Raw genomic sequence first — 12704 nt, 5'->3', positions numbered from 1 at the left:
ACAGAGCCTGCGCCCTGAGTGGGGAACGGGGAGCACCCAAAGAGCTGCAGGCGGGCTCAAGCAGTTTTTTTACAGCCCCCACGCCGTCAAATCCGGATGGCGGGAAAGTCGGCCAAGCGCGTGTTCAACCCCGTGCGCACAATCGAGCAAACCCGCATCACCTCCCCGCGGAGTCATTAATTGAATGCCCGTAGGTAAACCGTGCCCATCCAGCCCGGTGGGCAGAGAAATAGCGGCTGCTCCCAAAAAATTGCCGGGGCGCAGCAAGCGGCCCAAACCAGCATGCCGTACATCTTCAGGATCGAGCGGCTGAGCCACCTGATCGCAGGCGGGCATCAGTAACGCTGCAAAGCCATGCATCGCCTGCGCAAACGCCTGCATATCGGCTGTGCGTCGTTGCAAAGCCGCTTCATAAGCCGCTCTATCAATCCGCCCCCCCGCCAGGATGCGTTCCCGCACCACTGACCACAGGTCGTGTCGAGGATCGGCAGCGAGCTCACCGTAATATTGATAGGCCTCGTAAGCGAGCACAATCGAATTATCTTCAGCCAGTCGGGCAAAAGAACAATCCGGCGGCGGTGCCCAGGTCTGCAGTGATACGCCTGCCTCCTGCAAGCGCTCCAGCGTGGAATGCCAGCTCGTTTGTGTGTCATGGTCCAACATAGTGGGCCAGTCCGTCTCGTCCAGCACGGCAATCGAACCCTGTATCGGTGCAACAGGTGCGCGCAAGGCCGCCACACACCCGGCAGGCAACGCCAGCGTCGAAGGATCGGCAATGTCCGGGCCTGCCAACAGCGCCGTCACTTGACGGGCATCGGCCACGCTGCGCGCGATGGGTCCCAGAACATCCAGGGTCGCAGACAAAGGCAAGCTGCCTGCACAACTGATCACGCCGGTCGAAGGCTTGTAACCGACAAGGCCATTAAGTGTGGCAGGAGCACGTACTGAGCCGCCCGTATCGCCTCCCATGGCCATCGGCACCAGACCAGCCGCTACCGCCACCCCACTGCCACTGGAGGAGCCCCCCGGAGCACGCGCGACGACCGCATCCCAGGGATTGCGCGCCGTGCCCTGGCTAGGATTCTGCCCGGATAAGCCAAAGGCGAACTCGGTCATCCGGGTTTTGCCCAGCACCACCAAACCGTGCGCCATCAAGGAGCGCAGGACAGCTGCCGTCTCGGTACTAAGCTTGCCGCCCCGGCTTTGCGAACCGAGAGTCGCCTCGGTACCCTCCCATTGCACACTGTCCTTGACGGCCACGGGCACACCATGGAAGGGTCCCAGCACAATGCCCGCCGCCAGCAAACGATCGGCCGCGTCCGCCTGGGCCAGGGCGCGTTCGGCCGTGATGACACTAAAGGCATTGAGCTCGGCTGCACGCTCGATACGATCCAGAAAATACGTGGCAACCTGGCGGGCGCTTAAGCGGCCCTGCCGAATCTCCTGCCCAATCTCCAGAGCATCTCGAAAATGAAGGGCGACATCTTGTTTCAACATGGGGTTTCCTGAAAATCACACAGCCCGCATCGCGGGCTGTGTCTACTACCCGGCCAGACACCGGGCTAAACAGGCGCGATCAGCGCAATTTTTGTCCGACTGTCTCGGGCATACGTATAAAGGTGACCAAGGTAATTACCGCGCCAGCCAACACATAGTAAAAGAACCATCGTTCCAGGCCATTGCTTTGCAACCAGGTCAACAGATAAGGCGTCGTGCCTCCCAACAAAGCCACCATCAGGTTATAGGGGGCACCGATGCCAACCGCCCGGACGCTGGTCGGGAACTGCTCAGACATAATCGCTGGGCCGATCGAGGTATACATGGCGTACAGGACCAGACCAAACAGCTCCACCAACAAAATAGAACCGAAAGACGGGCCCAACGTGCTCATCAGCGGATAAAAGAAGAACAGGTACCCGGCCGCAAAAACGATCAATTGTGGTTTGCGTCCGATCCGATCGGACAAGGCACCGAACAAGGGCTGGACCATCATGAACACAATCAAGGCCACAGTATTGGCGGCAAATGCAACCTTGGGATCGGCCTGCACATGGCGGATGGCATAGGTCGGCACATAGGCGACAAAAATATAGAACGCAAAGGTTGTCAGCACGGAAAAACCGATAATGCGCAGCACTTCTCTGGGGTAATCACGCAGCAACGTGCGCAAAGGCTGCTTTTCAACCCCTGCTTTCTTGCTTTCGGAAAAAGCCTCGGTCTCGGGAATCGAGCGTCGAATCCACAGACCCACTACCCCGCCCAATGCCCCCAGCAGAAACGGAATACGCCAACCCCAGGCGGCCATTTCCGCACGCGTCAACCAGGTCGTCAGCACCCACCCTACGGCCGAAGCCGCCAGGATACCGACCGCCGCACTGAAGAAAACAAAGCTGGAGTAAAAACCGCGGCGATGGGGCGGCGCCATCTCGGTCAGAAAAGTTGTTGCCGAGGCATACTCTCCTCCCAAAGACAGACCTTGCAACAGACGGGCAAGGGTCAATAAAAGAGGAGCCGCCAAACCGATTGCCGCATAGGTCGGGGTTACTGCGATAATAAGCGACCCTCCGGCCATCATCAGGATAGTCAGTCCTAAAGCGGCTTTGCGTCCGTAACGGTCGGAGAAGATACCAAGCAGCCAGCCGCCGATGGGACGCATGAAAAAACCCACTGCAAAAATACCAAAGCTGGCCAGCAGTGCCGTGGTTTCATTTCCTTCAGGAAAGAACTGACTGGAAAAAAAGATAGCGAAGGAGGCGTAAATGGTCCAATCGAACCATTCAACCGCGTTGCCTACACTACCTGCCACAATGGTGCGAACGCGCGAAACCGGAACGGGGTCCACTCCTGTCGGGGCGCTCGGACGTAGAGAGGGAGTGCTCATGAATTCCTCAATTTGTTTATTTTTGGTCAAAACAGGTTTAAAAAGTTTATTTTTTAGCAATTTAAGAAGGTTAATTAGATGAATATGGTCACGTCAAGCAAGGGTAAACCCTTGCTACCCACTCTCGATGACACCGATCTGGCCTGCCTGATTGCCTTGCAGGCAGAGCCACGCGCCTCCTGGCGAGAGCTCGGCGCGGCCGCCGGCATCGCCGAACGTACAGTGGGAAGACGGATCAAGCGCCTTTTGGAAACAGGCGCCCTGCGCGTCATTGCCGAAACCGACCCGTTGACCACTGGCAAGGGGGTGGTCTTGCATGCCTGGATGCGCTGTCATGCCGGACAAGTTCCTTTCGTGGCCGAAAAACTGGCCCAAATGGAAAACTGCCAATTGGTGGTCACCTTGGCAGGCTCCGCAGACTTGATGGCCGAACTGACACTTGCCGATGAGGCAGACATGCCCGAACTGGTGACCCGCAGCCTTCCCTGCATGCCCGGCGTCGAGCATGTCGATGCACGCCTGGTACTACGCTCGTTTCGACGGGCAGGTCAGTGGCGCATACAGGCCAAGCCAGCGGACACGACCGACAGCCACTCCACGCACGCTCCCCTGGCACTGACCGAAGCCGAACACCGAATCGCGAATGGGTTAAAAAGGGATGGTCGGGCCAGCCTGGCCGATTTGGCCGAGCAGGCTGGCGTAAGCGAACCGACCGCGCAACGGCTTTTACAGCATCTGGTAGAGCGTAAAGCGCTATCTTTCCGGGTCGAAGTGGAGCCCGCTTTGGTAGGCTTTCCGGTTGAAGCTGTGGTTTCGATACAAGTGCGCCCTCAGGCGGTCAATACGCTGGCAGCACACCTGGCCCAGGACCCCAATACCCGTTGTCTCTTTGGCACCAGTGGCCCTTCCCAACTTTTCTGGCACGTGCTGTGCCGCGACAGCCTCCAGCTTTGGGATGTAGTGACGCGTCGGCTGGGGGAAATAGAAGGCGTGCTCAACAGCAACGTGGCTGTGGTCATGCAGGCCCACAAGCGCTGCGGCATCGTACGCAGCCAAGATAACGCCCAAGAACAAAAAATGGAGCACGAATGACAGAACGGCGTGTTGACCGCGCCGTCCTGTTTCTCTCGTCCAAGCCCTGAGCCTGCCCAATGGCAGGCGGCGACGACTCTGTTCACACACCGTACCTGTCTGCACCGCCGTTGCAGGAAGCCTCCGCCAGGCGACGGCGTAATGGCAAGGCCCAAGATAAAAAGACACACGGACAGGCGGGCTGAGCTCTCGTCCACGTTCCCGACTGAACGAAGAAGGGGCAACAAGGGCCCCTATCTATTCCTCCACAACTGGCGCATCCGGTATTCCTTTCTTGACCGACTCAATACTGTTTTGAGCACTCTGCTTACTGGTATAGCCTTCCGAGCTGACGCAAATAATATTGCCGTTTGCCGCCTTGAACCGCCAGCGCCATTCACCCCCTTTGTCCTTGTAAAGCACAAATTTCATGATGACCCTCCCAGAGTAAAAACGCACATTGCGCTGCTGCTATCCTAGGGCCAGACAGGTTCAGCAGACATTGGGGTTTACCTGACAGCATCGCCTTGTCGGGTTAGCCAAACAGGCCACAGCGCTAGGCTAGGAGACACGGCGTCCACTTTGAACCTGACGGAGTATGCGGACACCGCACGAGCCCCATTTCCGTAAGGGAATAAGCTTGGAGCCAACACAAAAACAGCACGATCGCCAAAAACGGCGCCGTACGGCAAGAAATTAAAAAACACGGCGGTTCATGCCCCAGGTATTGCGCGGACTTGATCAACACCAATACGGGCTTCGAAGCGATGCACTAAGCTTTTCCCTTTCGGCAACAGTCTTCCATTGTGCCTGCCCTGTGTTCGGAGAGAAGAGGGAATCATGTATTACGGTGAACGATTCAATGCCTGGTCACATTTGATCGGCGCGGTTCTGGCCATCGGCGGTGTCTCCTGGCTGCTGGTCATGGCAAGCTTTACGGGCGACCCTTGGCGCATTACCAGCACAGCCATCTATGGCACTACGCTTGTCCTGCTTTACCTGATCTCCACGCTGTACCACTGCTTCCAGGGACGAGCCAAACGCGTATTTCGCAAGATGGACCACTTTTCCATCTATTTGCTGATTGCGGGAAGTTATACCCCCTTTTGCCTGGTAACGCTGCGAGGACCTTGGGGATGGAGTCTGTTCGGCGTGGTCTGGGGTCTGGCTCTCATCGGTATCCTTCAGGATATCCGTCCACGTTCGCCAGCACGCGTCTTGTCGCTGGTCATTTATGCTCTTATGGGCTGGATTGTCTTGCTGGCGCTGGAGCCCCTGGCATCCAGTCTGGGCTCACAGGGCTTTTCCTGGTTGGCGGCAGGAGGGGCAATTTATACTGCCGGCATTGTTTTTTTCGTGTTTGACGAGCGCTTCCGACATTGGCACGGCATTTGGCATTTATTTGTACTGGCGGGCAGTGCAGCACATTTCCTGGCCATATCCCAATACGTGGTGATGTAAAGCCAACTCCAGCCAACCACTCCCTGATGATCAGGCGCTTGTACGAAGCGCTGGCCTACCCAAGCGGCTCCCCATGGGTAGCTCTGCTTCGACGCTGATAATGATCAGCGCCACGCTTGTCCTACAAGGCCCCTCATAGCAACCTGACAAACACAATCGCTTTAATGACAGGGAGATAACTCAACAAAATTCCGATAGTTATCAACGCTGATAAAGCTTATCGGGCTTTCGGGACTGTAAATCAAGCGCTTATTACCGCGATAGCCTCGCGACACATCCAGGTCAGCACTGAGCCACTGCACATTAGCGGGCAAGCCTGGGCCTCTGAAAGCGTCCCCTCCTATCAATTTCTGATTGGTTGCCCTAAGCCCCCACAGACTGTCTGAAGCCTTCCCAGACCACCCCAGTCTCCTTGCTTCGTTACTTGTCAGGTACTGAGGAGGAAGCCTTTCGTACTGCTTTATTTGGCGAAGCACATGGACAAGCGCCTTCACGTCATTGATGACCGGCATCCCTTGCTCTGAGAGAAACTGGTTGACCTCTCTCACTTCCTGCTCACAGGACACCCTCGTCTGAGCGTGGGCGCTACCGATCAACATGCTACAAGCGATGGCACCTAGTGTTAGTGCATTTATTTTCTCATTATTTGACTATTTGACATTATTAAATGCGCGATTCTATCACCAACCACTGCGCCGTTACCTTATTCTCAACGCTAGGCGTTGAAGCTACCAACAGCGCGTCTATTTCAACAAGAGGCGTGTATGGATGGAGGTTGAGAACCAGCTTGTCATGCCCTTCCCTATCATGCTCACAGCGTCGTCTCTGCCAGAAACACCCTCATTGACAGAGGGTCAGGGACGCCGATGCATCGTCGCGGACCATGCCTGGATGAGGGCAAGGGGCACTTGCATACGAAAAGGCCGAACCCAATGTTTCAAAGGGTCCGGCCTTAACCGATCAACTCAACACTTGCCTAAGAAGGCAAGCAGGGGATCAAACGATTTGGATCTGGGTAGCGCAAGGGCCTTTTTGGCCAGCGCCTGCAACGAAAGAAACTCGCTGATTCTCTTCGAGAGATTTAAACCCAGTACCCTGAATTTCACTGTGGTGTGCGAAGAGGTCTTTACCGCCACTTTCCGGTGCGATGAAGCCGAAGCCTTTTTCGTTGTTGAACCACTTCACGATACCAATTTCTGTTTTCAATGTATGTCCTAATTGTTCAAGGGAAAAATCTCCCTGAACACACTATGGACCTTATTCAGAGATATAGATAGCGCTGTTACAAACTAAATAGCCAAACCGCGTTCAATCTTGGCTCTGCAGCCACCGCCTTCCCACTCCCTCAAGCATTTCAATATCAAAACTGCCTTGTCATGAGCAACGAGAGTACCGCGAACGATAGGATTAGATCCCCGGACATGGCGGTCACGGCCTACGCGTAGATGCAGCGACAGGCACAGGCTAAGCCTCTTGCCTTTCAATGGAGCCTGACGCGGCGCAAACCTCACGGGGTTATGCATGACAGCGCTTGCAGTGCACAGTCCATGCGCACACGGGCTGTGGCTGAGCGTAACAGCGCCTATATTGCGAAGCCCACCCGCTGCTCCCTCATTTAATTACAGCCCCACCCCACCCACGAGCGAGCGGCAATGGGCGCGCTGGGAAGAATTCGATATGGCCAACGCCTTATGGACCATCCCCGCCGAGCGCATGAAAGGCCGGCTGATTCAAAAACAAAGCGCCGCGGATCACCTGGTGCCCCTGTCCCGCCAAAGCCTACAAATTCTTGATTCGCTGTACAGCCTATCCGGCCGGCATGCGTTTCTCTTTCCGGGTGTGCACAATCCTCGCTCTACGCCTATCAGCAGCGAGACGATGAACCGGGCTTTAAAGATTATGGGATTTGGCGGCCTGCAGACGGGCCATGGCTTTCGTGGCTTGGCTTCCACCATCATGAACGAGCAAAGCGGTTTTCGCTCAGAGGTGATTGAGCGTCAGCTGGCACACCGTGATCGCAACAAGGTGCGCCGTGCCTACAACCATGCTCAGTACATGGCCGAGCGCCATGACCTGATGCAATGGTGGTCGGATTACCTGGACGCGCAGTTGGAGAAAGCGCCAAAATAGCCATGCCCCCATTCGTTCCGTCCGTGCCCCCATTCATGCCACCAAAATACCTTGGCGGGGCTTGGCGCAGCTTGGAACGCTGGGCAACAAAAAAGCCCCAAAGTATTGATCTTTGGGGCTTTTCTTGGCACAGCTTGGAGCTGTGTGCATATATTCTGGTAGGCAGTACTGGATTCGAACCAGCGACCTCTACGATGTCAACGTAGCGCTCTAACCAACTGAGCTAACCGCCTGCGGTGAAGAAATGAAATAATAGATCTTCCCTATGAGGCTGTCAACACTATTTTGCGTTTTTCCATAAAAAATCCCTTATTTTTTTCTCCACCTATCCGCTCGAACGCATCAAAATCCCCAGAATAAGCTCCAAGCCATTGTTTTACTTAGAATAAAACGAAAACCTATCGTTCCAAAAAATTTTGGGTGTTTTCTGCTCAACTCATCACAAGATACATATGGATACATCAATTCTGTCTCGCCTCAGCATCACGCCCCTGGGGGCATACACGATTTTTCTATTCAAGTTCTTCGCGCAAAAATAAAATAAATGCTTTACGCCTGCAGATACGCGATCTGATCTGAACCGAATTTGCGGCTACTACGGGACATCCACGCACATGACTTGCTCTTCTCTCCCGCCTACCCCCACTACTTTGCTTGACTTGCCTGGCGTTCAAGAAACAACGCTGGAAACGGTGCTTTATACGCCCCCCAATGATGAGATTTTCGACGAAAACCCCTGTTTGAGCTGTGGGGTGTGCTGCTCACACTTTCGGGTTTCCTTCTATAGTGGCGAGTTAAGTGGCGAGACGGGCGGGACCGTTCCGGTCGAGTTGACCACCCAGGTCGGGCCGCTGCGCGCGTGCATGAAAGGCACAGAACAAGGTGAGGGTCGTTGCATTGCCTTGCGGGGCACCTTGGGTCAGCCAGGCATTCATTGCGCCATTTACCCGGATCGCCCTACCCCCTGTCGCGACTATCAGATCTGGGAACTGGATGGCAGCCCCAACGTCGACTGCCAACGTCTGCGGGCCAAGCACGGTTTGCCCCTGCTGCCCAAACGTCCCTTACCCGCTCCGCCCGCCTTGCCCGAGCATGATGAAGCCGCATAGCGTCTGGTAAATACGCTACCATGCACGATTTGTAGGGCCGCCCGGCCCTGCGTTTTCGGGAGTCGAAGTAGATGGAATACCGCAAGCTGGGCAATACAGATCTGGACGTCAGCCTGATTGGTTTGGGCACCATGACGTACGGGGAACAAAACAGCGAGGCCGAGGCGCACGCTCAACTGGACCTTGCCTTGGAGCTGGGGGTAAATCTGGTGGATACCGCCGAAATGTACCCTGTCCCTCCTATGGCAGCCACACAGGGTTTGACCGAGCAATATATTGGTACCTGGCTGGCGAAAACGGGCCGTCGCAAGGATATTGTGTTGGCCAGCAAAATTGCCGGTCCGCAGCGCGACCCCAAGCGTCCCGGACACATCCGTAATGGCAGCACAAGCCTGGATCGCAAAAATCTGGAACAAGCCCTGCATGACAGTCTGCGCAGACTGCAAACCGACTACCTGGATCTGTACCAGTTGCACTGGCCAGACCGTAGCACGGTTACGTTTGGGCAGCGCAGTTACCCCTGGAAAGAGGAAGACACCGTCCCTATTGAAGAAACTCTGGCGGTACTGGACGACTTTGTACGTCAAGGCAAGGTGCGGCATATCGGTGTTTCCAATGAAACGCCCTGGGGGGTTTCCCGCTTTCTGGAATTGGCGCGCACCCAGTCCCTGCCTCTGATTGCCACCATCCAGAATCCCTACAACCTGCTGAACCGGGTGTTTGAAGAGGGCCTGTCCGAATTTTGTCGCTATGAAGGACTTGGGCTTCTGGCCTATTCGCCTTTGGCGATGGGTGTGCTAACCGGCAAATATGATCACGGCGCACGCCCCGAGAAGGGTCGCTTGACACGGTACAACCGATTCACGCGTTATGACGCGCCGCGGGCTCGTGAGGCCGCGTTGGCCTACAACGAACTAGCCCGTGAATATGGTCTGACACCGACTCAGCTGGCTTTGGCATGGGTAAACCAGCAAGCCTTTACCAGTAGCAACTTGATTGGTGCAACCACCCTGGAGCAATTGCGCGAAAACATTGCCAGCGTGGATGTTCAGCTCAATGATGAACTGATCAGCAAAATCAACGCCATTCATCACCACACGCCCAATCCGGCGCCGTAAGGGACTTGGCCCCGCTTCAATGTCATGACGCGGGGTCTCCTTTTTCTGACTGAATCTGTCCTTGTGCTTGCGAAGCATTGATTTTTTAATTATGCTCAAAAAAAGCATAACAAAAAAAACAATTTTCCTTTTCGCTCGATGTTTCACCGCGGCCATTTTTTTAAATCATTTATGCTCAATTTGAGCATCAAGGACACTCATGACTCAGCGTTTCCCTATTGATGTCTGTCAGCCCGATTCACAGGATGCCTTAAACCGTCAGATTGGCTGGCATGAAGTCCCATCCCCGATCAAGTCACAAAACGATAAAGCGGCTTTGAAACAAGTCTTGGCCACGGAGCTGAAGGCCCAGGATGCGGTGCTGGTGGCCCATTACTACACCGATCCCGATATTCAGGATCTGGCGCTGGAGACCGGGGGCTGCGTGGGCGACTCCTTGGAAATGGCTCGCTTTGGACAAGAGCACAAAGCCAGCACGGTCCTGGTAGCCGGTGTGGGTTTCATGGCAGAGTCCGCCAAAATCCTGAGTCCGGAAAAACGGGTCCTGGCCGTCCACGATCAAGCCACCTGCTCACTGGATCTGGGCTGCGCCCCGCAAGACTTCAAACAGTTTTGCGCCGCTCACCCGGACCGGGAGGTGGTTGTCTATGCCAATACCAGCGCGGCGGTGAAAGCTCAGGCAGACTGGGTGGTCACGTCCTCGATCGCACTGGACATCGTGCGCCATCTGCATGCGCAAGGGAAAAAAATAGTGTGGGCGCCCGATCGTCATTTAGGTGCGTACATCCAGAAGCAGACCGGAGCGGACATGCTGCTCTGGCAAGGCTCCTGTCTGGTTCACGACGAGTTCAAGGCCGACGGCTTAAAAGCGTTGATGAATGAGCATCCGCATGCTCAGGTACTGGTCCATCCAGAATCGCCAGCTGCGGTGGTGGCCTTGGCCGATGTGGTTGGTTCCACCACACAACTGCTGCGCGCCGCTGTCAACCACCCTGCCGACACCTTTATCGTGGCGACCGATCAGGGCATTTTGCATGCCATGCGTCAACAGGCCCCAGGCAAAACCTTTTTGGCCGCCCCTACAGCAGGCGAAAGCGCCACCTGCAAAAGCTGCGCCTATTGCCCCTGGATGGCGCTGAACAGTTTGCAAGCGCTGCAACAACGCTTGAGCGAGCCGGGCCCGGGTATACAAATCGAGCCCGCATTACAGCAAGGCGCACGACGCTCCCTGCAAAGGATGATGGACTTTGCAGCTGCTCATCAGAGAACACTGCGTGTAGGAGCTGATCTCGCCCAACACAGCCAGCAGTTTCTGCACGTAGGGGCCGCCTGATGCCGCGCCTTAGCACAAAGACGGATGTATTGATTATTGGGGCGGGCCTGGCTGGCGCCAGTCTGGCTCTGTCTCTGCCTGCCTCCATGAAGGCAACGTTGCTGAGCAGTGGCGCGGCTCCGTGTAGCGCAAGCACGATGGCGCTGGGGGGGCTGGCTGCCGTACTCAGCGCCCAGGACAGTGTGGAGCTGCATATCGAGGACACCCTGCAGGCAGGTGCCCACCATTCCGATGCGGATGCTGTGCGCAACATCTTACAAGCCGCGCCACAAGCGGTGCAGTGGCTGCTGGAGCGCCAGGTGCCTTTGGACAGAACACCAGACGGGCAACTGCACCTGACCCGCGAAGGGGGGCACAGCCAGCGACGTATCGTGCACGCGGCGGATGCCAGTGGGTACGCCATCATGCAGGCCTTGTACCCCCAGCTACAACAAGCCACACAACTGCTCCAACGCACAAACTGCCTGGCATTGGCCTTGCGCCGGAATGAACACGGTCGTGTAGCGGGGGTTGATATTTACGACAAACAAACCCATCGTCATGAAACGATTCTAGCGGACCATGTGGTGCTGGCCACGGGCGGGCTCGGCAGTCTGTATGCCCACAGCACCAATCCCGACACCGCCAAAGGTGAAGGCGTGGCTTTGGCCTGGCGCATAGGCGCAGCAATCCGCGATCTGGAGTTCGTGCAGTTCCATCCCACCTGCCTGTACACACAAGGGCCGACGTTTCTGCTTACCGAAGCCTTGCGGGGTGAAGGTGGCCATTTACTGGATGCACATGGTCGTCGCTTCATGCCGGACTATGATTCCCGCGCCGAACTGGCCCCCCGCGATATTGTGTCGCGAGCCATTGCAGCACAAATGAAACAAGAGGACCGTGCACACGTCTGGCTGGATGTGCGCCATCTGGGTGCCGATACGTTGCAGCGGCATTTCCCACGGGCCTTGGAAGAAGGTTTACGCCGCGGCCTGGATTTACGCCAGGACTGGATACCTGTCGCGCCGGCAGCGCATTACAGCTGTGGAGGGATTCAAACCGACCTGTTCGGTCGCACGAGCGTTCCGGGTCTGTATGCGATAGGGGAAGTGGCCTGCACCGGTTTGCACGGGGCGAACCGCTTGGCCAGCAACTCGCTGCTGGAGTGCGTGGTCATGGGGCGGGCAGCAGCGCAGGCCATCGAAGGGAGCCGGGCCGCTCATTGTTCCGCCCTGACTCCCGAGGACGAAAGATCAAAAACGGCACCGACCTTCGCAGGATCACCGCACACCCCTGCGCCCGCACGCGACAACAACAACAACAACAACAACAACATTACCTGCAAAGACAAGGGAACACTGCATCGCCCACCCACACCCCCGTTCCCCACCCTGCCTGCCTTGCAAAACCTGATGCAAGAGCATGTCGGTCTGCTTCGCAATAGAGCTGGTCTGGCGCACGCCATCCACACCCTGAGCGACTGGCGAGAGCAAAGTCGCCGCCTGCCCGACACGGTCGATCATCGCATTGGCAGTCTGCACCTGGACACCGCCTGGTTGCTGGCCCACGCGGCTCTGGCCCGCCCTCACAGTCTGGGCGCGCATTTTCGGCTGGACTAGAAG

11 protein-coding genes and 1 tRNA gene are annotated in these 12704 nt (G+C 56.4%); 7 read left to right on the top strand and 5 right to left on the bottom strand.

The features are described from left to right. Positions 1-69: 69 nt before the first annotated feature. Both FE795_RS07670 and FE795_RS07665 read right to left on the bottom strand, forming a co-directional pair. Entirely contained in the window at positions 70-1497 is a 1428-nt protein-coding gene (locus FE795_RS07670; RefSeq protein WP_219235969.1) for an amidase, read from the bottom strand. 79 nt (positions 1498-1576) lie between these two features. Next, positions 1577-2881 carry an MFS transporter gene (locus FE795_RS07665; RefSeq protein WP_219235968.1) on the bottom strand — a complete coding sequence of 435 codons (1305 nt, stop codon included), beginning with the start codon at positions 2879-2881 and terminating at the stop codon, positions 1577-1579. A gap of 78 nt (positions 2882-2959) precedes the next feature. Here FE795_RS07665 and FE795_RS07660 point away from each other — a divergent pair, with 78 nt between their 5' ends. Continuing rightward, positions 2960-3973 (top strand): Lrp/AsnC family transcriptional regulator, encoded by a 1014-nt coding sequence (locus FE795_RS07660; RefSeq protein ID WP_131071669.1) that lies wholly within the window; start codon positions 2960-2962, stop codon positions 3971-3973. Positions 3974-4210: 237 nt separating this feature from the next. Here the strand turns inward: FE795_RS07660 and FE795_RS07655 are convergent, their stop codons facing one another. Next, on the bottom strand, positions 4211-4384 hold the full coding sequence (locus FE795_RS07655) for a YegP family protein (protein ID WP_003800466.1): 174 nt from the start codon (positions 4382-4384) through the stop codon (positions 4211-4213). Between the two features lie 408 nt (positions 4385-4792). Between FE795_RS07655 and trhA the strand changes: the two genes are divergently transcribed. Then, positions 4793-5413, top strand: coding sequence for a PAQR family membrane homeostasis protein TrhA (gene trhA, locus FE795_RS07650; RefSeq protein WP_003800468.1), 621 nt, complete (start codon positions 4793-4795; stop codon positions 5411-5413). A 996-nt stretch (positions 5414-6409) separates the two neighbouring features. Here the strand turns inward: trhA and FE795_RS07640 are convergent. Next, the gene (locus tag FE795_RS07640) at positions 6410-6619 is read right to left on the bottom strand and encodes a cold-shock protein (RefSeq protein WP_003800472.1); all 210 of its coding nucleotides are present in this window, start codon (positions 6617-6619) and stop codon (positions 6410-6412) included. 315 nt (positions 6620-6934) lie between these two features. Between FE795_RS07640 and FE795_RS07635 the strand changes: the two genes are divergently transcribed. Then, a complete protein-coding gene (locus tag FE795_RS07635) occupies positions 6935-7543 on the top strand; it encodes a tyrosine-type recombinase/integrase (RefSeq protein WP_131071667.1) in 609 nt (202 codons plus the stop codon). Between the two features lie 156 nt (positions 7544-7699). Here FE795_RS07635 and FE795_RS07630 read toward each other — a convergent pair. Next, positions 7700-7776 (bottom strand) — tRNA-Val (locus tag FE795_RS07630). Between the two features lie 381 nt (positions 7777-8157). Between FE795_RS07630 and FE795_RS07625 the strand changes: the two genes are divergently transcribed. The 4 genes from FE795_RS07625 to nadB all read left to right on the top strand — a co-directional run bounded on the left by FE795_RS07625 (position 8158) and on the right by nadB (position 12701). Further along, positions 8158-8652, top strand: coding sequence for a YkgJ family cysteine cluster protein (locus FE795_RS07625; protein WP_275694034.1), 495 nt, complete (start codon positions 8158-8160; stop codon positions 8650-8652). 71 nt (positions 8653-8723) lie between these two features. After that, positions 8724-9770 (top strand): NADP(H)-dependent aldo-keto reductase, encoded by a 1047-nt coding sequence (locus tag FE795_RS07620; protein ID WP_059317702.1) that lies wholly within the window; start codon positions 8724-8726, stop codon positions 9768-9770. Positions 9771-9969: 199 nt separating this feature from the next. Next, the gene (gene nadA, locus FE795_RS07615; protein WP_131071666.1) at positions 9970-11103 is read left to right on the top strand and encodes a quinolinate synthase NadA; all 1134 of its coding nucleotides are present in this window, start codon (positions 9970-9972) and stop codon (positions 11101-11103) included. Further along, the gene (gene nadB / locus FE795_RS07610; RefSeq protein WP_219235966.1) at positions 11103-12701 is read left to right on the top strand and encodes an L-aspartate oxidase; all 1599 of its coding nucleotides are present in this window, start codon (positions 11103-11105) and stop codon (positions 12699-12701) included. The genes nadA and nadB overlap by 1 nt, the downstream gene beginning before the upstream one ends. Positions 12702-12704: the final 3 nt, after the last annotated feature.

Source organism: Alcaligenes ammonioxydans, assembly GCF_019343455.1.
Classification (GTDB): domain Bacteria; phylum Pseudomonadota; class Gammaproteobacteria; order Burkholderiales; family Burkholderiaceae_B; genus Alcaligenes; species Alcaligenes ammonioxydans.
The sequence above is the reverse complement of the archived record's forward strand: the minus strand, read 5'-3'. Positions and strand labels throughout refer to the sequence as shown.